Here is a 24,361-nt window from a genome sequence, read left to right as displayed (position 1 = left end):
AGCCCGCGCGCTGCTGTGCCCGCAGGCGCATTGCAGGGGCTTTAACCATAAGTTGTGAAATGACGTTTAAGGGTTGCATGGCGTTGCGCCGAAGCGCAAATTCTATCCACAGAGTCATTGTGGGGGGACGCAAGAATGCGGCTCGGAATCCGTCAGAAACTTTTCCTCGCCGTCGGCGTGATCGCTGCGATGGCCGTGGTCTCAAGCCTGATCTCATTCGGCTTCTTCGGCCAGGTGCGCGGTGCGCTCAGCGGCGTGACGGAGCGCAGCATACCGGCCGTAAGCGCTGCCCTCACCCTGGCGGCACAAAGCGCCGATCTGGCCGCAGCCGCCCCGACCCTGGCCTATGCTGCCGGCGAAGGCGAACGCAAGTCGGCGCTGGGTGAATTGCAGGCCAAGCTCGTGCAGATCGACCGCACAGTGGCCCAGGTGAAAAGCAGCGATGCCCCGGCGGAAATCCGTGAAGAAGTGGAAAGCACCGTGGTGCGCCTGGCCGACGCCATGCAGCGCATCGACGACGCAGTGAAAGAGCGTCTGGCGCTGGCCGGCAAACGCCAGGAATTGACCAAGACGCTGACCGACAATCACGCCAATTTCCTGTTCCTGGCCCAGCCGGCGGTGGATCAGGCCGTGATGGACATGACGATGGAATTCGAGCTGGTGTCGCGCGCCACCGGCCAAGGTGCGTCGGAAATGATCCAGAGCATTCTCGACAAGCAGGTGGCAGGCGCCCGCGCCATCCAGGATCTGGTGGCCAAGGTGAACCTGACCGTCGGCATGTTGGCCGTGGCGGCCCAGGCCGACTCGCCCGAGCAGGTCGAACTGATCCAGGTCGACAACATCAATACCAAGGCCGAGATGCTGCGCTCGCTGGATACTGTGCAGTCGGTGTTTCCGAACAAGGAAATCGCCGAAGCGGTGGAAGCGATGGCAAGGGCTAGCGAAGGCGAGACAGGCCTGTTCCAGGTTCGCATGCAGGAACTGGCCGCCGCACGTCAGGCGGTGTCATCGCTGAGCGAAGCCCGCTCGGCTGCCAGCGCGCTGGCGGATGCCGTCGACCAACTCGTCACGGCGGCGCGCACCGAGACCGATACCTCGACCAAAGCCTCGATGACGGCAATCAACATCGCACAAACCAGCATGGCCATCATTGCGGTGATCTGCTTGATCTCTGCGGTGGTGATCGGTTGGCTGTATATCGGCCGGCGGGTAATCGATCCGATCGTTGCCACCACCGGCACCATGGACCGGCTGGCCAAACGTGACTGGCAAACCGAAGTGACGGGCCTGAATCGCACCGATGAGATCGGCGATATGGCGCGTGCCGTGCAGGTGTTCAAGGAACAGGGCCAGGAAGCGGACAAGCTGCAAAGCCAGATCGAATCCGACCGCGAACGCTTTGAACAGGAGCGCAAGGCGCAGGAAGCCCTGCTGAAGAGCGCCGTGGGCGAGATCGTCGGCGCCGCCAATGCCGGCGACCTCAGCCAGCGCATCGACACCACGCGCATCAATGGCGTGATGCGGGAACTGGGCGAAGGCGTCAATCAACTGCTGACCACGATGGATCGCGCTCTGGGCGACCTGGGCAACATGATGCACAAGCTGGCCGATGGCGATCTGACCCATCGTATCCGCGGCAACTATCAAGGCCTGTTCGCGCGGCTTGCCAACGATGCCAACCAGGTGAGCGACCGTCTCGCCGGCACGATGAAGCAGTTGGCGTCGGCGGCGGCGCTCGTGCGTGATGCCTCGGCCGAGATCTCAACCGGCAGCCAGGACCTGGCGCAGCGTACCGAAAGCCAGGCCGCGGCCCTGGAGCAGACGGCGGCCTCGATGCACGAGGTTACGGCGACGGTGAAGCAGAATGCCGACAACGCCCAGGCCGCCAACCAGCTCGCCACGGCGGCGCGCGACACCGCCGAGAAGGGCGGCGGCGTGGTCGGCCGTGCAGTGGCGGCAGTGACGCAGATCGAAACCAGCGCGCAGAAGATCGTCGACATCGTGTCGCTGATCGACGAGATCGCCTTCCAGACCAACCTGCTGGCGCTGAATGCCAGCGTGGAGGCGGCGCGTGCCGGCGAAGCCGGCAAGGGTTTCGCCGTGGTGGCGCAGGAAGTGCGCGCCCTGGCCCAGCGTTCGGCCAACGCGTCGAAAGACATCAAGGCGCTGATCCAGGAATCGAATGCCCAGGTGAAGACCGGCGCCACCCTGGTCAACCAGGCCGGCAGCTCGCTGACCGAGATCGTCACCGCGATCAAGAAGGTGTCGGATATCGTCGCCGAAATCGCCGCGGCCTCGGCGGAACAGGCGCGTGGCCTGGAAGAGGTGAACGGCGCCGTGGTCAACATGGACGAGATGACCCAGCGCAATGGCGCCCTGGTCGAGCAGACCAATGCCTCGGCGCAGGCCATGGCCGATCAGGCGCGGCAGTTGGCCGAACTGGTCGGACATTTCCGCTTCGAGGGCACGGCAGCAGCAAACGATCGCCTGGCCCAGGCCGAGATCGATACGCTGGAGGCCGGCGACGACACAATGGACAACGGCGACGATGCCGCAAAGGATGCGGCTGACTAGAAGCGGCTTTTCCCTGCCTAATCTTGAGATCGGCGGGCGGCGGCGTCTTCCGCTGCCTGCTGCATCGCCTCGGCCAGGGCGATATTCGCATCGCCCCCCAGCCGGCGCAGATTGGCGATCACCCCGGTGACATCAGCCGCCGGCCGGTTCTGGCTCAGCTTGAACTTGCCTTCCAGCCGCTCGACCGGAATCTCGACACCGACGATGCCACGCAGCAGGCCGGCGGCGAAACTCTCCGGCTCATCGCTCAGTTTCCAGCCATCCGCTCCCTCGTAAACCGCCGTCAGACGTTCGACGATATCGCGCAAGCGGGCCGGGTCGCGGGTGACCGTGGCACGGCCATAAGCGTGAACGGCGGCGTAATTCCAGGTCGGCACGGCCGGCTTCTTCGCGTACCAGTTCGGCGACACATAGCCATGCACGCCCTGGAAAATGCAGAGCACCGGCCGCCCGTCCAACGCCGCCGCCTGGCCATTGGCGGCCGCCAGATGGCAGACCAGCCGGCCGTGGGGGCCGTGGCCGGGCTCGTACAGGAAAGGCACATGGCTGGCCACCATGTCTTCCATCCCGCCGGAAACCAGCAGGCCGAAGGCGTTCTCGGCAATCAGGGCCTGCAGGGGGGCCGCGTCACGGACGGCAAAATGGGCAGGGACATACATTGGACGGACCGGGTGTTGATGATTGCGGGTGGTGCGCGATCAAACATCTGCCCCGCTCTGTAGGGCAAGCGGGAAATTGCACCCCCGATTGTCCCCGTCGCACCCCGCAGAAGGGGCAATTTTCAGCGTATTATCAAATCTATACCTTATTTTTCCGGCATCACTGGGGTAGCCCTGCGCCATGGCGCGAACCGACCCCACCGGACAGCCGGCCCGGCCGTTGCGGTATTATGTCCAGATCCTGCTCGCCAGCGTGGCCCTCTGCCTGCTGGCGGCATTGGGGCTGCACATTGTCGGGGATTACCGCACCCGCATCGCCGCCGCCCATGCCACCGCCGATCTGACCGCCGCCGCCGCCGCCGCCCAGGTCGGCATCGTGCTCGACAATTCCGAGCGCATCCTCCGCAATCTGGTTCGCCATCCCGGCGTCACCGCGCTGGATCCGCAGCGCTGCCGCGAAGTCTTCGACGATTCCGCCCTGCTACTGCCGCGCTACACCACGCTGGTCACGGTGGATCGCAACGGCATACCGATCTGTTCCGCCTCGCCGCTGGCACCGCGGCCACCGCAGACACGCTCCTGGCCATCGCTGCTGGAGCGGTTCGGCCAGGGAAATGCCCAAAGCGACTTCGCCGTCAGCGAACCGGTGCGCGGCACCATCACCGACCGGATGCTGGTCGCCTTTGCCGTGCCGCTGCGCGATGCCGCCGGCCAATTGACCGGCGCCGTGCTGCTGCCGCTGGATCTGGAGAAATTCCCGCCGGCCCAGGAAGGCCGTGCGGCCAGCAGCGATTTCTACGTCATCAGCCCGCGCGGCAACGTGATTTTCAGCAGCAACCCGGCCATACGGCTGGGCCGTCCGGCGCCGGACTGGCGCGTGTTCACCCAAACCACCGAACAGCTCGCCAACGAGCCGCTGGTGCAGGATGAGCGCATGCCGTACAGCATGATCGCCGCCAGTCGCGATCTGCCCCAGGTGGGCTGGCGCGTGGTGGCCAGCCTGCCGGCCGAACCGTTGCTGGCGCAGGTCTGGCGGTCGGCGGGATTGCAGGCGGGCCTCGGCTTGGCCGCCATCATCGCCATGCTGGCGATCCTGCGCCTGATCGGCCGGCGCGTCGCCGAACCGGTCTATGGCCTGGCCGCATTGCTGCATCGCGCCGCCCAGGGCGAGCGCGTCGAGGCGCTGCGGCCGACCGGCGCGCTGGAAATCCAGACCATCATTCGTGGCGTCAACCGTCTGATCGAAACCGTTGTCAGTCGCGAACAGGCGATACGCCAGAGCGAGGAGCGGCTGAAGCATGCGCTGGATGGTGCCGAAGAAGGCGTATGGGAATACGACATCGTCCACGACCATATGGAATTCAGCCCGCTGTTTTTGTCGCGGATGGGTTATCGGAACAGTGAATTGCCACCGATGCTGCAGACCGTGTTTCATCTGCTGCATCCGCTGGATTCCAAGCAGGCGATCCAGCGCATCAATGCCTTTCGCAACGGCGAGACCGAGCGTTTGAACATCGAGATGCGGCTGCGGACCAAGGCCGGCACCTATATGTGGGCGCTGGTGCGCGGCAAGGTCGTATCCCATGACGAGAATGGCAAGCCCACGCGTGCCATTGGCACCCATTCCGATATTACGCCGCGCAAGGCCATGGAGCTGCAACTGCGCCAGGCCGCTGCCGTGTTCGACAATTCGCCGCAGGCCATTATCGTCTGCGATCGCGACAACCGGATCATGACGGTCAATCCGGCTTTCAGCGCCATTACCGGCTATGACGCCATCGAGGTGATCGGCAAGAATCCGTCGCTGCTGTCATCCGGCCGGCAGGATCGCGAATTCTATGCCGCGATGTGGCAGACGCTGCGCACGACAGGCATCTGGCAGGGCGAGGTGTGGAACCGCCGCAAGGACGGCAATGTGTATTGCGAGTGGTTGTCGATCACGCAGATCAACGACTCGGCCGGAAATCCGACCAGCTATATCGGCATGTTCATCGACATCACCAGCCGCAAGGAGGCCGAAGCGCGCGTGACCTGGCAGGCGCATTACGACATGCTGACCGAACTGCCAAACCGACGGCTGCTGAACGACCGCCTGCACCAGGCCATCATGCGTGCGATGCGCCATGGCCGGCCGGGTGCCGTGCTGATGATCGACCTGGATCATTTCAAGGAAATCAACGACTCGCTGGGCCACACGGCCGGCGATGCGCTGCTGATGCAGACTGCACGACGCCTGCAGAGCGCAGTGCGTGAAAGCGATACGGTGGCCCGCCTGGGCGGCGACGAATTCGTGGTGTTGCTGGACGAGATCGGCACGGCAGAAGATGCCAGGCTGGTGGCCGAAAAGATCAATGCCGTGCTGTCGCGGGCCTATCGCATCGATGGGCATGACTATTTCATCTCGGGCAGCATCGGGATCAGCGTATTCCCCAATGATGGCCGTTCCGGCGACGACCTGATCAAACATGCCGATGCCGCCATGTATGCCGCCAAGGAAGCCGGGCGCAATACCTGCCGCTTCTTCACCGCGGATATGCAGGAAAGTGTCGACGAGCGGCTGACCATCGTGGCCGAGCTGCGGGCCGCGCTACAGGAAGAGGGCGTGACCCTGCATTACCAGCCGATTGCCGACCTGCGCAGCGGCCGGATCGTGAAAGCGGAAGGGCTGGCGCGCTGGCTGCATCCGCAACGCGGCCTGCTGGGCCCGGTGCAATTCATCCCCTTTGCCGAATCATATGGCCTGATCGGTCTGCTGGGCGACCGTGTGCTGGCCGAAGCGATCCGGCAGCGCCGCGCCTGGCACGATGCCGGCCTTGATATAGAGATTGCCATCAATGTCTCGGCCGAGCAGATCAAGGCGGGGGATTTCGACAACCGCGTGGCGACCGCCCTGGAAGGGATGACCGATATTGCCCAACCGCTGACCATCGAAATCACCGAGACCCTGATGCTGTCGGGCGACCGCGCCCATCTCGACACGCTCGACCGCCTGGCCAGGGCCGGGGTGAAAATCGCGCTGGACGATTTCGGCACCGGTTATTCGTCACTCAGCTATCTGGCGCGCCTGCCGGCGCATCTGGTGAAGATCGACCACGCCTTCGTTTCCGAGATCGGCACGGATCGCGGCGAGCGTTTGGTGCATACCATCATCGACATCGCCCACGATCTGGGACTGGAAGTGGTGGCCGAGGGCATAGAGACGCCGGCGCAGATGGCTTTCCTGCGTCGCGCCGGCTGTGATTACGGCCAGGGCTTCCTCATCGCGCGGCCGATGCCGGCAGACGAGCTGCCGGCCTTTGCCCGCAATTACAGCATGGAGACGCCGGCAACGGCGTGACGCTGCCCCGCGCCCTTAGAGCGCGCGGATATAACCGAGGAAATTGCGCACCTGGGTACCGAGCTGGCCGGCCTGATCGTTGAGGCTGGTGACCGAGCTGCTGACCTGATCGGCCACCTCGCCGGCCGTGCCGGCGGCGCTGCTGATCTCGTGCACGTTCGAGGACACGCTTTCGATGCCCGCGGCGGCGTCCTGGATGTTGTTGCTGATATTCTCGGTGGCGCCAGCCTGCTCCTGCACCGATTCCGACATCAGGCCGACGCGTTCGTTCAGCGTCTCGGACTGGTTTTTGATGATCTCGATGGCCGCAACCGTCTTGTCGGAAGCATGCTGGATCGCGGAAATCTGATCGGCGATGCTCTTGGCTGCCTCAGCCGTCTTCTGCGCAAGGTTGCGTACTTCCTGCGCCACCACGGCAAAGCCCTTGCCGGCTTCACCGGCACGGGCGGCTTCCACACTGGCATTCAGCGCCAGCAGGTTGGTCTGGAAGGCGACCGACTTGATGAATTCCACCACCTCGTCGATCTTGCGGTTGGCGCTGGCCAGTTCCTGCACGGCCAGGCTGGCGCGCGACACTTCCTCTTTCACCGCTTCACTGGCGATCCGGGAATCGCGCACCTGGCGGTCGATCTCGGCTACCGAGGCGCTGAGCTGTTCTGCGGCGGCGGCAACCGCCTGCGCATTATGGGTGGCATTGCCGGCCGACTGCGATACGGAATCCGCCTTGGTATGCACGGCCTGGATTTCGCCGGCCATGGTGGCGGCGTTGGCATACAGCATGCTGGCCGAACCCTGGACGGCGCCGACGATCGACATCACGTCGCGTTCGAACTGATCGGCCAGTTGCTGGCGTTCACTGCGGGCCTGGCTTTCCATGGCGGCGCGCTGCTCGGCCACCTGTTTTTCCAGCGCGGTGGCGGCCAGCGCCTTCTGGTGCATGGACTCGCGCGCATTGTTGATCACCTGCGCGCCACGGCGGAAATCGCCCGGCATGCCGCGCAGCAGGAAGGGACGATAGAACTTGCCTTCCGCGGCATAGGTCAGCGAGGCGCCGGATTCCCGGATGAAGGCATCGGTGCGATCAAGCAGGCGGTTCAGACTCTGCAGCACCGGCGCCAGCTCGCCATGTGACTGGGTGTCGACCACGCGCACCGACAGGTCGCCGGCGGCAGCCTTGTCACAGACACTTGCAAGTTCATCGAGAACTTTCTGTCGTCGATCCTTGCCAAAAAGAGCCATTATCACCCTCCGATATCGTTTACGCGCGTCTCAGCTTGCGGCAGCTCTCAGGCCGCCTGCTTGCCGGCGCGGGCGTTGCGCTCGGCTTCATCGAGCGAGAACACGAATTCTTCATAGCTCTGGCCGCGTTCGGCCAGGATATTTTCCAGCAGTTTCACGCTGGCGGCCAAGCCCTGCTTGCGGTCGGCATGGCGGTTTTCTTCTTCCAGCAGCTTGGCATAAAGCTGTTCGATCTGCCGGATCGCCACCGCACGCGGCCGGCGGCGGTTGGAGTGGTAGCCATCAATCTGGCCATCCCTGCCATAACTCGGCGTCACATGGGCGAACACCCAGTAATAATCGCCGTTCTTGGCCATGTTTTTCACATAGGCGAAAATCTCGCGTCCGCTCGCGATCGTCTGCCACAGCAAGTGGAATACCGCGCGCGGCATATCGGGGTGGCGCATGATGGAATGCGGCTGGCCCACCAGCTCATGTTCCTCATAGAGACCGACGCGGCAGAACACCTCGTTGGCATACAGAATCCGGCCTTTCGGATCTGTCTTGCTGACGATGATTTCATCATCGCCGAAAGTGCGTTCTGTCTTGGTTGGCTGCGGGCGCGGCATTGATCTCTCGCGATCTTTTTACGCTATGCAAGTGTGCTGGCTGGAAGATCACAGAAGATTGTCATCAGGTCATCCGCTTGCGACGTGTTTTTTTGATTATGGGCAAAAATTCACCGCAGCCAGAGATTGCATCGTCCTGTTGGAAGCATACGAAAAAAAGAATAGTGCCGCGATTTATTAGTGAGTCAATACGATTTACGCGCGCAGCCGAAATTCAGCGCAGGATTTCGCGCTCATACAGGAAGGTCTTGAACGGCAGATCCGCGTGGAGCACGTCCTCGATCAGGCCCTCGAGAAAACCGCGCACATCGTTGAGACTGACCCCGCCCTTCCGGGCGCAATCCGCCTGCAGGCGATCGAGCTTGTCCAGGATATTGCGGTGATGGCCGCGGTGCGGCGCCAGCAACGGAAAACCGAGGTCTTCCATCAGGGCCTCCTCATTCCGGAAATGTCCGGCCATTTTCTGCCGCAGCATCGTCAAATGCTGCAGCGGCAAGGCATCATTGCCCTTTGCCGCGGTCACCAGGCAATCGTTGATGCAATCGGCGATGTCCTGGTGTTCGGCATCAATGTTGCCGAAGCCGAATTCAGCAACCATGGGCAATTTGAAAACAGACATCTTTTCGCTAACGCTCCGCACTTGGACTGACCAAGCATGGCTTCGCCGGGTTCAGGGCCGGGTTCAGGGCCGGGTTCTGTTGGATGCCGCGCTGTATAGCAGGCGACATGATGCAGGCGACGGCGCGATCTCTGGCGGGCTGTGATCTAGCACACAGATCGGCCCAGATGTTGCGATGGTGTGGAAATAGCCGGTGCGGGAAATAGCCGGTGCGGGAAACGGCAAAATGGTGCCGGCGGAGGGACTTGAACCCCCGACCTCGACTTTACGAAAGTCTTGCTCTACCAACTGAGCTACGCCGGCCAGGCGGCCGAACCCGGGTTGACCCGGGCGGGCTGCGCGCGGAAAATACGGGTCGGCGCCCGGCTTGGCAAGTCGCAAAACCGGCCAAAATAATACCGGCAATACAAGTGCTTGTTGTTGGCCGGAGAGCCGCGCGCGGCATGTGCCGGGCGGACGGGGCGAGAGGGAGAGTGGAATATATGGCTGTCGCCTATACGCTGTATGGCAGTTTTCTGTCTGCGCCGACCTACAAGGTCGGCCTGATGCTGGCGCTGTGCGGCCTGCCATTCGATTACCGCCATGTCGATTTGGCCAAAGGCCAGCACAAGACCCCCGATTTCCTGGCGCTCAACCGCTTTGGCCAGGTGCCGGCCCTGGTGCATGACGGCCTGAAGATGTGTCAGTCCGCCGCCATCCTGACCTATCTGGCAGAGCAGACCGGCAAGTTCGGCGGCGCCACATCCGAGGAGCATCAGCGCATTCGGGAATGGCTGATGTGGGAAACCGATCGCCTGGAATCCTCGCTCAGCCGCACCCGGTTCTTCGAGCGTTTCGCCAAGCCCGATCCGGCCGTGCTGGAATATATCCGCAAATACGCCGAGATGGTGCTGGGCCAGTTCAACGCGCTGCTGGAAGGTAAACGCTTCCTGGTTGGCGAACGCCCTACCATCGCCGATATTGCCGTCTTCGCCGCCGTGGTGCATATGGCCGAGGCGAAATTCGAGCCGAGCGACTATCCCAATGTGAAATCCTGGTGGGACCGCATCGTTGCCCTGCCCGGATTCAAACCGCCCTACGACCTGCTGCCCAAAGGCGACCAGGACGCGGTTCGCTGATCCTCAATGCTTTTCCAGCAGTAACGGCCGCGGTGGCGCCGCCAGCGGCGCGGCCTCGCCCAGCCGGGTGGGATCTAGGCTGTCGAAACTGCCGCAATCGGGGCAGAGCAAATGCCACTCGGCATGGCCCGTGCCGCAATGGCCGCACTGCCACAGGTCGCTGCGGATGCTGGCCCGCCAACGATCCGCCACGACGTCATCACCATCCCCCTCTTGCGCCAGCCGCGCCTGCAATCGCGCCGCCCAACTGCCGCCGCGCCCGGCCAGTTGATCCAGGGCTTCACGGGCGGCGGCGAAATCATGGGCCTGCAATGCGGCAGCCGCCAGCAACAGGCGGCTTTCAACCTCTGGCCGGCGTTCGGCCACAAAAGCCTCAGCCCGCGCCAGCAAATCCGCAGACGTCACATCCTGCTGCAAGGCTAGCCAGGCATTCGCCAATGCTTCGGATGGCCGGCGCGCAAAGGCAACGCGCAACAGCTTGGCGGCCGCTTCCCGGGCAGCGTGATGGTCGGCTGCACGCGCCAGCAGCAAGGGTGGCACCGGGTGCTCGGGCAGCAATCGTGCCGCCTTTTCGGCATGCTGGCGCGCCATGCGCAGATCGCCCGAGTGCAGTGCTGCCTGCGCTTCGGCCAGATCGAGGCGGGCATCCAGCGCCGAGGCCGCTTCGCGGCTGACGGCTTTTTTCCGCCGCGCCTGCTCCAGTCGCTTGCGCGCTCCGGCCCAGTCACCGGATTCGACCAGCAACCGCAACTCGGCTTCGGCGGCGAAGGGCGAGGCTGGACGCAATGCGGAGGCGCGGGCGGCCAGCTGCAAAGCCGCCACGCGGTCGCCGCGACCGCGTGCATCGGCCAGCAGGCCGCGCGTACCGAGAAAGGCCGTGCCCGGATCCTGGCTCAGCGCGGTGAAGGCGCGCTGAGCGTCTTCGTTTCTGCCGGCAAGTTGCGCCGCATGGGCCGCCAGCAGGCGTGCCAGCGCGGGATCATCGAGTTGCTTCTGCGCTTTGGCAGCCAGTTTGGCGGCGCGATCCGCCTCTCCGGCGGCCACTGCCACCATGCCGGCGGCAAAATTGGCATAGCCCTTGGCCTGGCGTTTCAGCCGGCGACGCTGCGGCAGGGCAACAGCCCAGGCGACGATCCATGTCAGGATGAAAGCGGCCACCACCAGCAGCACGACACCCAGCGCCAGCAGCGGTGCCGGCGCTTCGATGATATGATCGAACCAGCTGATGCGGATGCGGCCGGGCTGGTCGGCGATCCAGGCGGCCAAACCGGCCACCACCATCAGCAGAACAAGGCCAATCGCTGTCCTGACCAGACGCAGCATGATCAGTGGATCGCCAGATGCGAACGCAGGGCCACACCATGGGCATCCAGCGCGGCATCGAGATCGAGCCGCGCCTGCGCCTGATCGCGCCAATCCTGCAAGGCCGGAATCAGGGTCATGCCATCCAACGCCACCACCGCGGCGGCCAGATCGCCGTCGCGCAGGGCGGCCTCGGCGGCTTCCAGCCTGCCTTCAACAGACGCGCTGTCGATGCTGCCAACGCGACGGATGCTGACCAGGCCGGTGAGGCGATCGACGGCGCGCTGCCACCATGGCTTCTCGGCTGCCGCGGCGGTTTCGCTGCCCGGCATGACACGCTGCTGCTCGGCCAGGCTGGGAAAGCGGGCAGCCAGAACCGCGACCGGCGGAATGCGGCGTTCGGCAAAAGGTTGCAAGCCGGCGAAGGCCGCTTTCAGCGCCCCGCCCTGGGCCTCGGCGTAAGTGCCCAGCAACGTAGCTTCGCGGGCAAAGGTGCTGCCGCGCCGTGCCTGCTCGCGCGCTTCGGAAAAGGCGATGAGCTGCAGCAACGGTTCGCGCAATGCATTGAGCCGCGCCTCGCTGAGCGCCGTGAAGCGCGCCTGCAGGTCGGCGAGCTGGGTCTGCAATGCGTTGCGCTGCGCGGCATTCGATTCCTGCGCCTGACGCAGACTTGCCATCTGCTGTTCCAGCTCGGCCAATTTCTGCAACAGCGCGGGATCGGTGCCGGCATTGGCGGCCGGCAATTGTTGCAGCCGTTCTAGGCTGGCAGTAAGCGCGGCCAGGCGCTTTTCCTGTTCATCCTGCCGGGCAAGCAAAGCGGCGTCGGGCATGGAAGCCGACGCAGCCGCAGGTGCCGATGCCGGTGCCGATTGGGGCACGGCAATGGTGGCCTGCGTTGCAGTCTTGCCGGCGACCATCGTATCGAGCTTGCCGCTACTCCAGAAATGCCAGCCGACGGCAACGCCTATGCTGACGATTACCGCCGCGACCAGCAGCAAAGCGGACTTGGCAGAACGGCCACGCTTGCCGCCGAGCGGCTCGACCTCGGCATCGATGATCCTGTCCTTGTCCGGCTTGTCGCTCATGATCCATCCGACCGGTTCGTTGTCATTCATCCAGCAGGGCGAGCATATCATCCTCGCGCGGCGTGGCCGCGATGCGGATTTCCGCCCAGCCCAGCGGCGCCAGCATGGCGGCCACATTCGCACTCAGGGCCAGTGCCGTACAGGCGGCAGCCCCGCCGCCGATACCGGCCTGCTGGGCCAGCGTAACAAATACCGCCGCCGTGCGGGGAGAGAAAAACAGCGCTGCGCCATACCGTCCGGCCGCGAAATCCGTTGCCACTGCTGCGGGCAGGGCCACGGCAGGTTTGGCTGCATACAGCGTGACGCGACGAACATCGTAGCCATCGGCCTGCAACATGGCCTGCAGGTCGCCCGCCAGCGTGGCGCCGGCCGCATGCAGCAGCGCGCCATCTGCCGGGCGATGCCGCTGGCGCACCAGTGCCGCGAGTTTCTCGACATCGCCGCCGGCCGCCTCGACAACACTGAATCCCTCGGCACGGGCCGCTGTCGCCGTGGCTTCGCCCACGGCATAGACGGCAAGGTCCCGGCGTGGCGAATTGGCGCAAAAAGCGCGCGCGCCGTTGATCGAGGTGAACAGCACTGCCGTCACATCCTGCAGCGGCAGCGCTACGTCGCGATAAATATCGATCGCCAATAGCGGTGCGCAATCGGCCTGGATGCCGCGCGCTTGCAATTTGCGGTGCAGATTTTCCGCTTCCTGTTCGGGCCGCGTGATCAGCGCGCGCATGTCAGGGTTTGAAGAAATCCGGGCCGATGCGGCCTTTGAGTTCGGCGCCGGCATCGCGGCCCATGGCAACGCCATCCCTCGCCGTGCCATTGCGCTCGATCTCGATCAGCTCGCTGCCATCGGGCCGCGCGATGGCGCCGCGCAGGCGCATGGCAGAATTTGCTCCTGGGCCATCGAGTTCAGCCAGCGCCGCAATCGGCGTGCGGCAGGAGCCGTCCAGCACGGCGAGCAGCGCGCGCTCGGCTTCGACACGGATGCGCGTGGCGGCATCGTCAAGCGGTGCGAGGAGATCCAGCACGCGGGCGTCGCCGTCGCGGCATTCGATGCCGATGGCACCCTGCGCCACGGCAGGCAGCATTTCGTCGGTGGATAATACCTGCATGCCCGGCGGCGCGAGTTTCAGGCGGTGCAGGCCGGCCAGCGCCAGGAAGGTGGCCGAGACGATGCCGTCCTCCAGCTTGCGCATGCGGGTCTGCACATTGCCGCGGAAGGTGACCACCTGCAGATCGGGACGGCGCGCCAGCAGGAAGGATTTGCGCCGCAGCGACGAGGTGCCGACAATGGCGCCCTGCGGCAGGGCGGAAAGCGCGGTGGGTTTCAGGGCCAGCAGCACGTCGCGCACATCCTCGCGCGGCAGATAGGCGGCCATGGCAAGCCCGGGCGGCAACTGGGTCGGCATGTCCTTCATGGAATGCACGGCCAGGTCGATGCCGCCATCCAGCAGGGCGTCCTCGATCTCCTTGGTGAACAGGCCCTTGCCCCCGGCCTCGGCCAGCGCGCGGTCCTGGATCTGGTCGCCCGTGGTCTTGATGATGCGGATGACGATGTCGCCATCGCGCAGGTCGGGATGGGCGGCCAGCAGGCGGTCGCGGGTTTCGTGCGCCTGGGCCAGGGCCAGGGGCGAACCGCGCGTGCCGATGGTGAGAACGGGCTTGCCCGGAGTCACATGCTTGCCCTTTGCTTGCCTGGCCTGTGTTTGTCTGGCCTGTGCTTGCTGCGGCGGTGTCATAATGCTAGGCCTACTCTATATTTCCTACCGACTGAAACGGACACGGACCACCGGCGGATGCTTGTTCTGGGCATCGAAACCAGTTGCGACGAGACCGCCTGTGCCGTGGTGCAGGATACGGGCGATCCGGCGCGGCGCATTGTCAGTCATAGCCTGTTCTCGCAACTGAGGGAACACGCGCCCTATGGCGGCGTGGTGCCGGAAATCGCCTCCCGCGCCCATATCGAGCATCTGGACGGCCTGGTGGCCGAAAGCCTGCATGCGGCCGGCATCGGCCTGGCCGACCTGGACGCCATCGCCGCCACCGCCGGGCCGGGCCTGATCGGCGGCGTGATGGTCGGCCTGATGACGGCCAAGACGCTGGCCTGGGCCGCCAACAAGCCGCTGATCGCCGTGAACCATCTGGAAGGCCATGCACTGTCGGTGCGCTTAAGCGATGACGTGCCATTCCCCTATCTGCTGCTGCTGGTCTCGGGCGGGCATTGCCAGTTCCTGTCCGTCGAGGATGTGGGGCAATATCGCCGGCTGGGTACAACCATCGACGACGCGGCCGGCGAAGCCTTCGACAAGACCGCCAAGCTGCTGGGCCTGGGCTATCCCGGCGGGCCGGCCATCGAGCGGCTGGCGCGCCAGGGCGATGCCACGCGCTTCGAATTGCCCCGGCCGTTATGGCGCAAGCCGGGCTGCGATTTCAGCTTCTCCGGCCTGAAGACGGCCGTACGGCTGGCGCTGGAAAGCTGTGGTCCGCAGCCATCGGAGCAGGACAAGGCCGACCTGGCCGCCAGTTTCCAGGCCACGGTGATGGCCGTGATCCTCGACCGGGCACGGCATGCCATCGCCATGTTCGATGAATCTCATGCTGCACGCGGGAAACATTTTGTGGTGGCCGGCGGCGTGGCGGCGAATGCGAAACTGCGCGAGGGGCTGGTGGCGCTGGCCGAGGAATACGGCATGAGCTTCACGGCGCCGCCGCTGAAACTCTGCACCGACAATGGGGCGATGATCGCCTGGGCCGGGCTGGAGCGGTTTCGTTTAAACATGATCGATACGCTGGAAGCGCCGGCGCGCGCACGCTGGCCGCTGGATGCACAAGCAGCAGCGAAACCCTTCGCCGGCGCCAAGGCATGAGGTGGCGGGCATGAAAAGGATCGGCGTCATCGGCGGCGGCGCCTGGGGCACCGCACTCGCGGCGCTCTCGGCCAGTAATGATCCTGGGCAGGGCGACACATTGCTGTGGGCACGCAATGCCGAGGTCGTCGACGACATCAACGCGCAGCACCGCAATACGCTGTATCTGCCCGATGTGGAACTGCCTGCCAATCTGAAGGCCACCAGCGATCTGGCCGCGCTGAAAGACTGCGACGCGCTGGTGCTGGCCGTGCCGGCGCAGACCCTGCGGACCTTCGCGCAGGAAATCTGGAAAACCCTGCCCGGCCATGCGCCCCTGGTGATCGCCGCCAAGGGTGTGGAGATCGGCAGCGGCAAGCTGCCCGGCGAAGTGCTGCATGATGTGCTGCCGGCGCGGCCGGTGGCGATCCTGACCGGGCCGACCTTTGCCTCGGAAGTCGCGCGCGGCCTGCCGGCGGCAGCGACGCTCGCCTGCGCAGATGCAACTTTGGGCGCGGCGCTGGTGCAGCGTCTGGGCCGGCCGACCTTCCGGCCGTATCTCTCCGATGATGTGACCGGCGCGCAGATCGGCGGCGCGGTGAAGAACGTGCTGGCGATCGCCTGCGGCATCGTGATGGGGCGCAAACTGGGCGACAACGCACGCGCCGCCCTGATCACGCGCGGCCTGGCCGAGATGAGTCGGCTGGGCCTCAGCCTCGGCGCGAAACGCGAGACGCTGATGGGCCTCTCGGGCCTGGGCGATCTGGTGCTGACCTGCACCGGCCCGCAATCGCGCAACCTGTCGCTGGGCATCGCCCTGGGCGAGGGCAAAAGCCTGGCCGAGGTGATGGCCGGCCGGCGCACCGTGGCCGAAGGCGTGCATACCGCGCAGGCCATCGACACGCTGGCGCGCGCCCATCACATCGAGATGCCGATCTGCCAGGCGGTGGATGCCGTGCTGCATAGAGGTGCCGGCATAGAGGCCATGTTGACCGCCCTGTTGGCGCGACCGTTCAAAATCGAGGACTGACATGAACTACTGGCTGATGAAATCCGAGCCTTCCGCCTGGTCGTGGGAGCAGCAAGTGAAAAAGAAGATCGAAAGCTGGAACGGCGTGCGCAATTACCAGGCCGCCAATAACATGAAGGCCATGAAACTCGGCGATCGCGCCTTCTTCTATCACTCGGTCGACGAGAAGCAGATCGTCGGCATCGTCGAGGTATGCAAGCTGTATCACCCCGATCCCACCGACGAGACCGGCAAGTTCGGCATGGTGAGCGTGAAGGCGCTCATGCCTCTTAAGACTCCAGTCTCGCTCGCCCAGATCAAGGCCGAGCCGAAACTGAAGGACCTGGCCCTGCTGCGGCAGTCGCGGCTGTCGGTTTCGCCGGTGGATGCGGCGAGCTGGAAGCTGATCTGCAAGATGGGCGGCGTGAGTGCGTGATTGTGACGAAACACCGTCATGCCCGGCCTCGTGCCGGGCATCCGCGTCCTGCTTCCAAAAAAACTCGTGGATGCTCGGACCAAGTCCGAGCATGACGAATAAGGTTATGGTGCTAGTGCCATGACCACCCGCCCCAACCAGCCATCGCCCGGCACGCGGCTGGTCGCGCTGGCCGAGATCCCCGAGCCCGGCGCGAAGGGCCTGACGTTTGGCGCGGGCAAGGAGCGGTTCGAATGTTTTGTGCTGCGCTGGCAGGGTGCGGTGCTGGGCTATGTGAATGAATGCCCGCATGCGCGCACGTCGCTGGACTGGCGGCCGGATGCGTTTTTCAACCGCGACATGTCGGCCCTGCAATGCGGCACCCATGGTGCATTGTTCGCGCCCGAAAGCGGCCAGTGCTTCCTCGGCCCCTGCAAGGGCAAGAGCCTGATCCCCTTTGCCGTGCGCCTCGATGCCGAGGGCTGGGTGATTGCCGCCTGAAACGAAGGCGGCCGGGATGCTGAGGGAGCATCGCCGGCCGCACGGCAACCGCAGGCAGGGTGGGAGGGAGCTGCAGCAGCCGTTTTGTGTATTCCTTAGTCTGGCCGTTCAGCCGGCGCGGCTGATCACGCGGATGTCGCGGCAGGCCTCAAGCACGCCAAGCAAAGCCTGGCCCAGCAGGTTGATCGGTGGGGTGCGCGTGGTCATGCTCTTACCTCTGATCATTTGGCCTCCGGTCACTTGGTCAGGATCAGCTTGCCATTGGCGGTGAGCCGCAGGCGGTAATCGGCGCCATCATGCTCAATGATGATCTCGCGGGCAGCCTGGAACAGGACGCGACTGGACAGCCGTGGTAACCCGTCTTTCTGCACCAGCAGTGGATCGCCAGCCTCAGCTTCTGCTCGCCCGGCATGATGCGTCTGGTTCAGCTCCGTCATAACCACCCTCTGCCCCGTCGCGCCGCAGCCTGGGCCAAAGCCCCGCAAGCGGCGTGTTAAAGACAGACTACGGAATATCATCTGCGAATGCAAGTGAGAATGAGTCGCATATTTAGCCCCATAAAAAGCCCGCTCAGGCCATGATTGTCCCGTGCGGGCTTTTCTCCTGACGGCTTTCGCCGCCAGGTCAGCCGATAACAGCCTGGTCAAGGCCGTCTGTACGGCGCTGCTGCAGGCGGGCGACCAGGCGGCGAAGCTCGCCTTCCTGCACACCGTCGCGGCGCATCAGCATCTGGGTGATCGGATCGGCCAGCATGTCGCTGAGAGCCGGCTCGCGGCCAAGCCAGCAGACCTGCTTGCCCGTCGTCACCGTCATGACGGTGGTGGTCGTCTCGTGCCTCTCCTGCATCGCCCTCTCCTTTCACTCAACGCCAACTGTAAGTGAGGTATGGCGCTCATCTTAGCGGGGCAAGCGTGCAGAGGGTGTGACGAGATTGCGGTCTTTTCATGACGTGAGCGCTGTCACAGCACGCAGTAACTCAGCCGGCATCGTGGAAAATGACGCCCAGCGTATGGCGGGTACCGCGCCGCAATGTGCTGACGCCGTGGCGCAGGGCGACGCGGTAGTCGCCTCGCGGACCGCGCATGGGGCGCCGGTTCACCGCGAAAATCACCGTCATGCCGCGCTGCAGCGAAACCACCTCGGCCCGACTCTGGCTGCGCGGTTTGTTCTCCACCAGCACGAAGTCACCGCCCTCGAAATCGCCACGATCGCTGAGCAGCAGCGTGGCCTGCAGCGGAAACACCATCTCGCCGTAGAGGTCCTGGTGCAGACGATTGTAATCGCCCGGACCGTATTTCAGGAGCAGGCAGGTCGCCCGCGCCTGGCCGGCGGCATGACAGAGCGCCTTGTAGTCGTCATGCCGGGCCGGGAAGCGCATCGGCAGGCCCATACGCTGCTGCCAATCGTTGGCCAGCGGCACCAGATGGGGATACAGGCCCTCGCGTAAAGCCTGCACGGGTTCGGGCAGCGGATATTGGAAATAGCGGTATTCGCCCTGACCATACCCATGACGCTGCATCACCACGCGGCTGCGGAAACCCTCCGGCCGGTCGTACAGCGTGACCAGATCGCGGCATTGTTTATCTGACAGCAGGGGCGGCGTGACGGCAAAACCGCGCTCGTCCAGCGCGGCCTGCAGGGCGGGCCAGTCGAGGGAGGTGATACGGGAAAGGATGTCGGTCATGACGGCACTATACCGTCGCCGCCGGCCGGCCACTTCCCGTTTATTGCGCTTGCTTCAGGTGCACGCTTATTTCAGGGCAGCGGCAAAAGCGGCGGTATCGGTATAGACGCGGTATTCGGCGACGCGACCGCCATGAAAACGGAAGGCGTTGGTCATGTTCACCGCGATGTCGCGCCCCGTCGCCTTCGCGCGCCAGCGGCCGCGGCCCAGCACCACCACCCATTCGCCTTCGGCGATCACCGCTTCCTGCACCACCTCGATGATTTCCAGCGCGTCGCGCACCAGGCTCAGGAAACGGCGATAAGCCTCGAAGCCCTCATGCACGCCAACCCACGGCAGCAGGCCGGGCGGGCCGAAATAACGCACCACCACATCGGGCGCCACGATCCGCGCCAGGGCATCGAAATCGCCGTCGCGCAGGGCGGCGTAATAGTCGTTCAGGATCGCCTTGCTCATGGAACGGCGTCAGGGCGGTTTCAGGCGGCGATGAAGCTGCGGTAGCTGTCGGCCAATTCAGGGACCACGGCGTCCATGATGGTCTTGCCATGCTCTTTCGTTGCCAGCGCCGGGTTGGAGCCGATACGGCCATCGGGGAAACGACTGCGATAATCGGCAGCATCGGTGAAACTGCCCCAGGGTGCAGTGCGCGGGCTCATCTCGGCCTGTTTCACGGCTTCGGGATAGGCGTGGAAGGTGAGCGAAACCTCCGACGGCGTGGCATGGGCGCCTTCCTCGCCAGGAAACAATTCGCCCGACAGGCGCTTGGCAGCCGGTGCCTCCCACCAGTTCTTGATCGTGCAGCGCAGACTGGGTGCATTATTGCCAGCATGAGCCATGCTGGCCTCGGCATAGATTTCCGAAAAGGCCGCCGTGGCGGTGGCAACATTGCCGCCATGGCCGTTGAGAAAAAAGAAGCGGTCGAAGCCATGCCGGCTGAGCGAGACCACCATGTCGCGGATCACCGCGATCAGCGTGGAGGGCCGCAGCGTCATCGAGCCGGGAAATCCCAGATGATGCTGGGCCATGCCGACATTGATGGTGGGGCCGACCAGCGCACCGGCCGCCTGGCCGACGGCCTTGGCCAGCACCTCGGCGCAGATCGCATCGGTGCCGATCAGGCCATTGGGGCCATGCTGTTCGGTCGAGCCGATCGGGATGATGATCCCGGTCGAGCGTTTGAGATAATCCTCGACCTCTTTCCAGGTGCTCAGATGCAGCAGCATGACAAGTCCGTGCGATGAAATGATCCGGACTCGCAATAGAAGGGCAGCAGGACAAAAAGTCCAGCCGCACCGTCAGGCCGGCAGCGCCGCCTTCATGGCAACGGCGATCACCCGCATGTCGGCTTCGCTGATCTCAAGCAGGCCGAAACGGAAGGCGTAGCCCCAGTTGCGCCTGCCGGCGGTGAAGTCCAGGCATTCCAGCAGGGGCTGGATCGGCGCTTCGCGATCCACCCCGAGCCATGCGACATCGCGCCGGAAGGGATGAAACCCGCCGCCCATGTCATACTGATACGGCGTGCCAGGCCGCACGACGCCGATGGCCGTGAATGCCTGCAGCCGGTCGCCGCCCCGGAAATGACCGGTCGGCGAGTAATAGGCCACGCAGTCGCCTGGCGCGATGCGGCGCAACGGCCCGCCCTTGCCGTGACAGACCTGCATGAAGCCCTCGGCGCGGCCGCGCGCGACATGCTCGGCCGAGGCGACGCCGATCCAGTGCCGGCGCATCACGCCACCCCCGGCGCGAAGACCCGCAGGCGGTGGCCATCCGGATCGGCGGCCAGGAAGGTGTAGCCAAAATCCATGGCGGTCGGCGGTTGCAGGATGGCGGCATAGAAAGCCGCTGCGGCCGGCGGATTCCGGGCATAGAGAAGAGTGAAAACGGCATCCTGCACGGCTGGCCCCTGTGGTTGCGACGGAGCCAGCATAGACGACACCCCTGCCAGAAAATGGCAGCAGCCTCGGCCCGGCAGAGCGGGCTTATGCAAACGGGAGGCTGCTAGAATTCCTTCCAGTCATCCTCATCGTCCGCCACGGCGACGGCGACGGCGGCAGCGGCCGGGCGCTTCAGTACCGGTTTGGGCACCGGTTTCGGAGCAGGCTTCGCTTCAGCCTTCTGCTCGGGCCTGGGGGCCGGCTTGGCGACAACAGGTATGGCTGGCGCGGCCACGACCGGTGCCGAAGCCGGCGCGGCTTTCGGCGCCGATTGTCCGGTCTGGAAGAAGCCGACCGCATCGGCCAATTCGCCCGCCTGGCCGTTCAGCGCCTGGGCCGCCGCCGTGGTCTGCTCCACCAGCGCCGCGTTGCGCTGGGTCATTTCGTCCATGCCGGCGACGGCGGTGTTGATCTGCTCCAGCCCGGTGGCCTGCTCGCGCGAGGCCGCCGCGATTTCGGCGACGATATCCGACACCTTCTTGATCGCGGTGACGATCTCGGTCAGCGACTGGCCGGTACGGTTGACCAGGGCCGCGCCGGTTTTCACCTGGGTATTCGATTCCGCGATCAGCGCCTTGATGTCTTTCGACGCGTTGGCCGAACGCTGCGCCAGGGCGCGCACTTCCTGCGCCACCACGGCGAAACCCTTGCCGGCCTCGCCGGCCCGCGCCGCCTCCACGCTGGCATTCAGCGCCAGCAGGTTGGTCTGGAAGGCGATCTCGTCGATCAGGCCGACAATGTCGGAAATCTTCTGCGCGCTCTGCTCGATCTGGGTCACGGCCTGCACGGCCTCCTGTACCACGCTGCCGCCACGATCGGCGGTGTCACGCGCCGCCGTGGCGAGCTGGTTGGCGGCCTGGGCATTGTCGGCATTCTGCTTCACCGTCGCCGTCACTTCGTGCATCGAGGCGGCGGTTTCCTCAATCGATGCCGCCTGGGATTCCGTGCGGCTGGCCAGATCCTGGCTGCCGGCCGAAATCTCGTTGGACGCCGACCGCACCTGCCCGGCCGTCTGGCTGAGCCGCATGACAATCCCCGACAGGCGTTCGGCCATTGTGTTGGTGTCGTCTTTCAGGCGGCGGAAAGCACCGTCGTAATCGCCAGTGATCCGGCGATCCAGCCGGCCGTCGGCCATGGCGCCCAGCACGGTGCCGAGTTCGCCGATCATGCCCTCCACCGCCGCCGTCAGGCGGTTGATGCCCTGGGCGATGGCGAGATAGAGGCCATCCTTGCCATCTTCCGACAACCGGCGTGCCACATCGCCGGCCGCCACGGCGCCCACCAGATCGGCAATCTCGCGCGCCGCCGCCTGTTCCTGTGCCTCACGCGCCAGACGACGCTGCTCGGATTGCTCGCGTTGATGGGCGATCTCGGCCTCGGCGTCGCGGCGGGCCACCATGCCGTCCTTGAACACCTGCAACGCACGAGCCATCTCACCGACTTCGTCGCGATGATCGGCGCCGGTCACATCAACCGACAGATCGCCATCGGCCAGGCGACGCATGGCCGACGTCATGTCCTGCACCGGTCGCACCACGCTGCGACGGACCATCAAGACGGCGACCACAATCACCAACAGCAATACGGCAAGGCCAATGGCGGAAATTTCCACCAGCCGCAGGAAGGCCAGATCCTGCGCTTGGTTGCGCTGCGCGAGATCACTGCGCTCGGCATCGCGCATTTCGCCCAGCACCTGACGGATTTCATCCATCTGGCCCTTGCTGAGCGGCGAACGCAGGGTGCGCAAGGCCTGTTCGCGGCGAGCTTCATCCTTCAACCGGGTGACCGCCGTTTCGGCGAATTTGAGTTGCCAGTCGACAATCCGGGCGGTCACCTGGGTCAGACGTTCTTCCTGTTCGGCATTGCCGGCGATCAGCTCTTTCAACTGTTCCAGCAGGCGGGCGCTGGCATCGCGGCCGGTATTGACGGTGTCGAGATGGCTTTCGTTTTCCGAAAGAGCGAAACCGCGCACCGCGGTTTCCTGGTCCGACATCGCCTGGGCCAGGCCGGCAAGGGCATCGAGCAGGCGGAAACTATGCGCGGTTTCCTGCTGGGCGCGCTCCAGAAAGCGCACATTCTGATAAGCCAGGCCGGCAACGGCCAGCAACAGGGCAAGGATCAGGCCGAAAGCCGCGGAGATGCGCAGCGAGATGCTCAGGTTGCGCATGAGTCAGACCTGCGGGAAAAACCGTGCAGCCCGGCCGTCGGCAGCGGGCGTAATAGTCCGGCTATACATTGGCATCACCTGTTTTTCTGGCTGTTTTTTCTGATTTCGTCTTGGGAATTACTTGCCATCGGCCGACAGCCGGCGCGGCGGCCTGTTTGAAAGCCGCACAAGACCGCGCGCCGCCGCTTTGCCGGGCGGGCGGTATTTGCCTGAACGCCGTGGATTTTTGCCCCCAGCTTATGCCCCCAACGCTGCTCCGTGGCCGGAGCGAGTACTCAAGTAGTATAGGTTGCCCCAGACCGGCGCAAGCTGGCTTAGCTATCCTTCAAATTATACTATAAGTAGAAATATAGTATTCGAGACCTTGGGATTGCTTCTTTTCAGTAATGAAGCAGAAATCGGCAGGCCATCCCCGCATCTATTGGACGGAAAACCGTGAACACGCCGGGAAACGCCAGGCCGTGCCGGACAAAGCAAGCTTGACGGGGGGCCGTTCATCCCTATGATGCGCGCGCCCTCCCCGGCTCCTCACCGGGGGGATCGGCATTCCTTGCATGAACGGGTCGTCGTGGCTGCCTTCCCCTCATGCGCCGAATTCAGGACTGAAGAATGACCAAGCGTCAGGAATCCAAGTACAAGATTAACCGCCGCCTCGGCGAAAACCTCTGGGGCCGCGCCAAGAGCCCGCTGAACAAGCGCGAATACGGCCCCGGCCAGCATGGCCAGAAGCGCAAGAAGCCGTCGGATTACGGCGTGCAGCTCATGGCCAAGCAGCGCCTGAAGGGCTATTACGGCAACATCACCGAGAAGCAGTTCCGCCGCGCCTATGCGGAAGCGAACCGTCGCCGTGGCGACACCTCGGAGAACCTGATCGGCCTGCTCGAGCGCCGTCTGGATGCGGTGGTCTACCGCATGAAAGTAGTGGCGACCGTGTTCGCCGCCCGTCAGTTCATCAACCACGGCCATATCTCGGTCAACGGCAAGCGCGTCACCATCCCCAGCTATCAGGTGAAGGTCGGCGACGTGATCGAGGTGCGTGGTGCCGCGAAGGATTATCCCTTCGTGCTGGAAGCCGTGAAGTCGAGCGAGCGTGAAGTGCCCGACTATATCGACATGGACCAGGGCAAGCTGAAGGCCACCTTTACCCGTGTGCCGCTGCTGGCCGATGTGCCCTATCCGGTCAAGATGGAACCGAACATGGTCGTCGAGTATTACTCGCGCTAATCATCCGACGGTTCATACCGAACACCAAAGGCCGCTCGTCAGA

General features: G+C 64.5%; 24 protein-coding genes and 1 tRNA gene. 8 read left to right on the top strand and 17 right to left on the bottom strand.

What is annotated here, in order from left to right:
* Positions 1-135: 135 nt before the first annotated feature.
* Positions 136-2,574, top strand: a complete 2,439-nt coding sequence (locus ACE3OO_RS09010) for a methyl-accepting chemotaxis protein (RefSeq protein WP_374301936.1) — start codon at positions 136-138, stop codon at positions 2,572-2,574.
* A gap of 17 nt (positions 2,575-2,591) precedes the next feature.
* Here ACE3OO_RS09010 and ACE3OO_RS09005 read toward each other — a convergent pair whose 3' ends face one another.
* On the bottom strand, positions 2,592-3,233 hold the full coding sequence (locus ACE3OO_RS09005) for an FMN-binding negative transcriptional regulator (RefSeq protein ID WP_374301934.1): 642 nt from the start codon (positions 3,231-3,233) through the stop codon (positions 2,592-2,594).
* Positions 3,234-3,414: 181 nt separating this feature from the next.
* Here ACE3OO_RS09005 and ACE3OO_RS09000 point away from each other — a divergent pair, with 181 nt between their 5' ends.
* The gene (locus ACE3OO_RS09000) at positions 3,415-6,570 is read left to right on the top strand and encodes an EAL domain-containing protein (RefSeq protein ID WP_374301932.1); all 3,156 of its coding nucleotides are present in this window, start codon (positions 3,415-3,417) and stop codon (positions 6,568-6,570) included.
* Between the two features lie 15 nt (positions 6,571-6,585).
* Here ACE3OO_RS09000 and ACE3OO_RS08995 read toward each other — a convergent pair whose 3' ends face one another.
* The 4 genes from ACE3OO_RS08995 to ACE3OO_RS08980 form a co-directional block, all read right to left on the bottom strand.
* A complete protein-coding gene (locus ACE3OO_RS08995) occupies positions 6,586-7,809 on the bottom strand; it encodes a methyl-accepting chemotaxis protein (RefSeq protein ID WP_374301929.1) in 1,224 nt (407 codons plus the stop codon).
* A 47-nt stretch (positions 7,810-7,856) separates the two neighbouring features.
* Positions 7,857-8,417 carry a PAS domain-containing protein gene (locus ACE3OO_RS08990; RefSeq protein WP_374301927.1) on the bottom strand — a complete coding sequence of 187 codons (561 nt, stop codon included), beginning with the start codon at positions 8,415-8,417 and terminating at the stop codon, positions 7,857-7,859.
* A 214-nt stretch (positions 8,418-8,631) separates the two neighbouring features.
* Positions 8,632-9,036, bottom strand: coding sequence for a hemerythrin family protein (locus tag ACE3OO_RS08985; RefSeq protein WP_374301925.1), 405 nt, complete (start codon positions 9,034-9,036; stop codon positions 8,632-8,634).
* 227 nt (positions 9,037-9,263) lie between these two features.
* Positions 9,264-9,339: transfer RNA gene (locus tag ACE3OO_RS08980), tRNA-Thr, on the bottom strand.
* 179 nt (positions 9,340-9,518) lie between these two features.
* Between ACE3OO_RS08980 and ACE3OO_RS08975 the strand changes: the two genes are divergently transcribed.
* The gene (locus ACE3OO_RS08975; protein ID WP_374301924.1) at positions 9,519-10,154 is read left to right on the top strand and encodes a glutathione S-transferase family protein; all 636 of its coding nucleotides are present in this window, start codon (positions 9,519-9,521) and stop codon (positions 10,152-10,154) included.
* Positions 10,155-10,157: 3 nt separating this feature from the next.
* Here ACE3OO_RS08975 and ACE3OO_RS08970 read toward each other — a convergent pair whose 3' ends face one another.
* From ACE3OO_RS08970 to hemC, 4 genes are read right to left on the bottom strand one after another with little or no spacing between them, the layout of a single operon-like run.
* Positions 10,158-11,477, bottom strand: a complete 1,320-nt coding sequence (locus ACE3OO_RS08970) for a heme biosynthesis HemY N-terminal domain-containing protein (RefSeq protein WP_374301922.1) — start codon at positions 11,475-11,477, stop codon at positions 10,158-10,160.
* Between the two features lie 2 nt (positions 11,478-11,479).
* Positions 11,480-12,541: a COG4223 family protein gene (locus ACE3OO_RS08965; protein WP_374301920.1), complete on the bottom strand. Its 1,062-nt coding sequence runs from the start codon at positions 12,539-12,541 to the stop codon at positions 11,480-11,482.
* 22 nt (positions 12,542-12,563) lie between these two features.
* Entirely contained in the window at positions 12,564-13,268 is a 705-nt protein-coding gene (locus tag ACE3OO_RS08960; RefSeq protein WP_374301918.1) for a uroporphyrinogen-III synthase, read from the bottom strand.
* 1 nt (position 13,269) lies between these two features.
* Positions 13,270-14,214, bottom strand: coding sequence for a hydroxymethylbilane synthase (gene hemC / locus ACE3OO_RS08955; RefSeq protein WP_374301916.1), 945 nt, complete (start codon positions 14,212-14,214; stop codon positions 13,270-13,272).
* Positions 14,215-14,334: 120 nt separating this feature from the next.
* On the opposite strand from hemC, the gene tsaD reads away from it, so the two are divergent.
* The 4 genes from tsaD to ACE3OO_RS08935 all read left to right on the top strand — a co-directional run bounded on the left by tsaD (position 14,335) and on the right by ACE3OO_RS08935 (position 17,309).
* Positions 14,335-15,405, top strand: a complete 1,071-nt coding sequence (gene tsaD / locus ACE3OO_RS08950; RefSeq protein ID WP_374301914.1) for a tRNA (adenosine(37)-N6)-threonylcarbamoyltransferase complex transferase subunit TsaD — start codon at positions 14,335-14,337, stop codon at positions 15,403-15,405.
* Between the two features lie 10 nt (positions 15,406-15,415).
* Entirely contained in the window at positions 15,416-16,414 is a 999-nt protein-coding gene (locus ACE3OO_RS08945; RefSeq protein ID WP_374301912.1) for an NAD(P)H-dependent glycerol-3-phosphate dehydrogenase, read from the top strand.
* A 1-nt stretch (position 16,415) separates the two neighbouring features.
* Positions 16,416-16,829, top strand: a complete 414-nt coding sequence (locus tag ACE3OO_RS08940) for an EVE domain-containing protein (protein ID WP_374301910.1) — start codon at positions 16,416-16,418, stop codon at positions 16,827-16,829.
* A 120-nt stretch (positions 16,830-16,949) separates the two neighbouring features.
* Complete coding sequence (locus tag ACE3OO_RS08935; RefSeq protein ID WP_374301908.1) at positions 16,950-17,309, top strand: Rieske (2Fe-2S) protein; 360 nt, start codon at positions 16,950-16,952, stop codon at positions 17,307-17,309.
* Positions 17,310-17,545: 236 nt separating this feature from the next.
* Here ACE3OO_RS08935 and hemP read toward each other — a convergent pair whose 3' ends face one another.
* The 8 genes from hemP to ACE3OO_RS08895 all read right to left on the bottom strand — a co-directional run bounded on the left by hemP (position 17,546) and on the right by ACE3OO_RS08895 (position 23,094).
* Positions 17,546-17,746, bottom strand: coding sequence for a hemin uptake protein HemP (hemP, locus tag ACE3OO_RS08930; protein ID WP_374301906.1), 201 nt, complete (start codon positions 17,744-17,746; stop codon positions 17,546-17,548).
* Between the two features lie 187 nt (positions 17,747-17,933).
* On the bottom strand, positions 17,934-18,155 hold the full coding sequence (locus tag ACE3OO_RS08925; RefSeq protein ID WP_374301904.1) for a hypothetical protein: 222 nt from the start codon (positions 18,153-18,155) through the stop codon (positions 17,934-17,936).
* Between the two features lie 130 nt (positions 18,156-18,285).
* The gene (locus ACE3OO_RS08920) at positions 18,286-18,993 is read right to left on the bottom strand and encodes a 2OG-Fe(II) oxygenase (RefSeq protein ID WP_374301903.1); all 708 of its coding nucleotides are present in this window, start codon (positions 18,991-18,993) and stop codon (positions 18,286-18,288) included.
* A 66-nt stretch (positions 18,994-19,059) separates the two neighbouring features.
* Positions 19,060-19,449: a nuclear transport factor 2 family protein gene (locus ACE3OO_RS08915; RefSeq protein ID WP_374301901.1), complete on the bottom strand. Its 390-nt coding sequence runs from the start codon at positions 19,447-19,449 to the stop codon at positions 19,060-19,062.
* A 20-nt stretch (positions 19,450-19,469) separates the two neighbouring features.
* Positions 19,470-20,216, bottom strand: coding sequence for a creatininase family protein (locus ACE3OO_RS08910; RefSeq protein ID WP_374301900.1), 747 nt, complete (start codon positions 20,214-20,216; stop codon positions 19,470-19,472).
* Between the two features lie 72 nt (positions 20,217-20,288).
* Positions 20,289-20,720: an EVE domain-containing protein gene (locus ACE3OO_RS08905; RefSeq protein WP_374304678.1), complete on the bottom strand. Its 432-nt coding sequence runs from the start codon at positions 20,718-20,720 to the stop codon at positions 20,289-20,291.
* Entirely contained in the window at positions 20,720-20,887 is a 168-nt protein-coding gene (locus ACE3OO_RS08900) for a hypothetical protein (RefSeq protein ID WP_374301898.1), read from the bottom strand. Before ACE3OO_RS08900 ends, ACE3OO_RS08905 begins: the two co-directional genes overlap by 1 nt.
* A 104-nt stretch (positions 20,888-20,991) precedes the next feature.
* The gene (locus tag ACE3OO_RS08895) at positions 20,992-23,094 is read right to left on the bottom strand and encodes a methyl-accepting chemotaxis protein (protein WP_374301896.1); all 2,103 of its coding nucleotides are present in this window, start codon (positions 23,092-23,094) and stop codon (positions 20,992-20,994) included.
* A gap of 609 nt (positions 23,095-23,703) precedes the next feature.
* Between ACE3OO_RS08895 and rpsD the strand changes: the two genes are divergently transcribed.
* The gene (gene rpsD / locus ACE3OO_RS08890) at positions 23,704-24,318 is read left to right on the top strand and encodes a 30S ribosomal protein S4 (protein WP_374301894.1); all 615 of its coding nucleotides are present in this window, start codon (positions 23,704-23,706) and stop codon (positions 24,316-24,318) included.
* Positions 24,319-24,361 lie beyond the last annotated feature (43 nt).

Source organism: Ferrovibrio sp., assembly GCF_041906005.1.
Lineage (GTDB): Bacteria > Pseudomonadota > Alphaproteobacteria > Ferrovibrionales > Ferrovibrionaceae > Ferrovibrio.
This window is presented reverse-complemented; position numbering and strand designations above follow the sequence as displayed.

What these genes read in the sequence shown, in the direction of transcription:
- ACE3OO_RS08990 (WP_374301927.1), bottom strand. Translation starts at nt 8,417, where the DNA reads ATGCCGCGCCCGCAGCCAACCAAGACAGAACGCACTTTCGGCGATGAT.
- ACE3OO_RS08910 (WP_374301900.1), bottom strand. Translation starts at nt 20,216, where the DNA reads ATGCTGCTGCATCTGAGCACCTGGAAAGAGGTCGAGGATTATCTCAAA.
- ACE3OO_RS08925 (WP_374301904.1), bottom strand. Translation starts at nt 18,155, where the DNA reads ATGCAGGAGAGGCACGAGACGACCACCACCGTCATGACGGTGACGACG.
- ACE3OO_RS08935 (WP_374301908.1), top strand. Translation starts at nt 16,950, where the DNA reads ATGACCACCCGCCCCAACCAGCCATCGCCCGGCACGCGGCTGGTCGCG.
- ACE3OO_RS08915 (WP_374301901.1), bottom strand. Translation starts at nt 19,449, where the DNA reads ATGAGCAAGGCGATCCTGAACGACTATTACGCCGCCCTGCGCGACGGC.
- ACE3OO_RS08920 (WP_374301903.1), bottom strand. Translation starts at nt 18,993, where the DNA reads ATGACCGACATCCTTTCCCGTATCACCTCCCTCGACTGGCCCGCCCTG.
- ACE3OO_RS09005 (WP_374301934.1), bottom strand. Translation starts at nt 3,233, where the DNA reads ATGTATGTCCCTGCCCATTTTGCCGTCCGTGACGCGGCCCCCCTGCAG.
- ACE3OO_RS08965 (WP_374301920.1), bottom strand. Translation starts at nt 12,541, where the DNA reads ATGAGCGACAAGCCGGACAAGGACAGGATCATCGATGCCGAGGTCGAG.
- ACE3OO_RS08905 (WP_374304678.1), bottom strand. Translation starts at nt 20,720, where the DNA reads ATGCGCCGGCACTGGATCGGCGTCGCCTCGGCCGAGCATGTCGCGCGC.
- ACE3OO_RS09010 (WP_374301936.1), top strand. Translation starts at nt 136, where the DNA reads ATGCGGCTCGGAATCCGTCAGAAACTTTTCCTCGCCGTCGGCGTGATC.
- ACE3OO_RS08975 (WP_374301924.1), top strand. Translation starts at nt 9,519, where the DNA reads ATGGCTGTCGCCTATACGCTGTATGGCAGTTTTCTGTCTGCGCCGACC.
- ACE3OO_RS08995 (WP_374301929.1), bottom strand. Translation starts at nt 7,809, where the DNA reads ATGGCTCTTTTTGGCAAGGATCGACGACAGAAAGTTCTCGATGAACTT.
- ACE3OO_RS08895 (WP_374301896.1), bottom strand. Translation starts at nt 23,094, where the DNA reads ATGCGCAACCTGAGCATCTCGCTGCGCATCTCCGCGGCTTTCGGCCTG.
- ACE3OO_RS08985 (WP_374301925.1), bottom strand. Translation starts at nt 9,036, where the DNA reads ATGTCTGTTTTCAAATTGCCCATGGTTGCTGAATTCGGCTTCGGCAAC.
- hemP (WP_374301906.1), bottom strand. Translation starts at nt 17,746, where the DNA reads ATGACGGAGCTGAACCAGACGCATCATGCCGGGCGAGCAGAAGCTGAG.
- ACE3OO_RS09000 (WP_374301932.1), top strand. Translation starts at nt 3,415, where the DNA reads ATGGCGCGAACCGACCCCACCGGACAGCCGGCCCGGCCGTTGCGGTAT.
- tsaD (WP_374301914.1), top strand. Translation starts at nt 14,335, where the DNA reads ATGCTTGTTCTGGGCATCGAAACCAGTTGCGACGAGACCGCCTGTGCC.
- rpsD (WP_374301894.1), top strand. Translation starts at nt 23,704, where the DNA reads ATGACCAAGCGTCAGGAATCCAAGTACAAGATTAACCGCCGCCTCGGC.
- ACE3OO_RS08940 (WP_374301910.1), top strand. Translation starts at nt 16,416, where the DNA reads ATGAACTACTGGCTGATGAAATCCGAGCCTTCCGCCTGGTCGTGGGAG.
- ACE3OO_RS08945 (WP_374301912.1), top strand. Translation starts at nt 15,416, where the DNA reads ATGAAAAGGATCGGCGTCATCGGCGGCGGCGCCTGGGGCACCGCACTC.
- ACE3OO_RS08970 (WP_374301922.1), bottom strand. Translation starts at nt 11,477, where the DNA reads ATGCTGCGTCTGGTCAGGACAGCGATTGGCCTTGTTCTGCTGATGGTG.
- ACE3OO_RS08960 (WP_374301918.1), bottom strand. Translation starts at nt 13,268, where the DNA reads ATGCGCGCGCTGATCACGCGGCCCGAACAGGAAGCGGAAAATCTGCAC.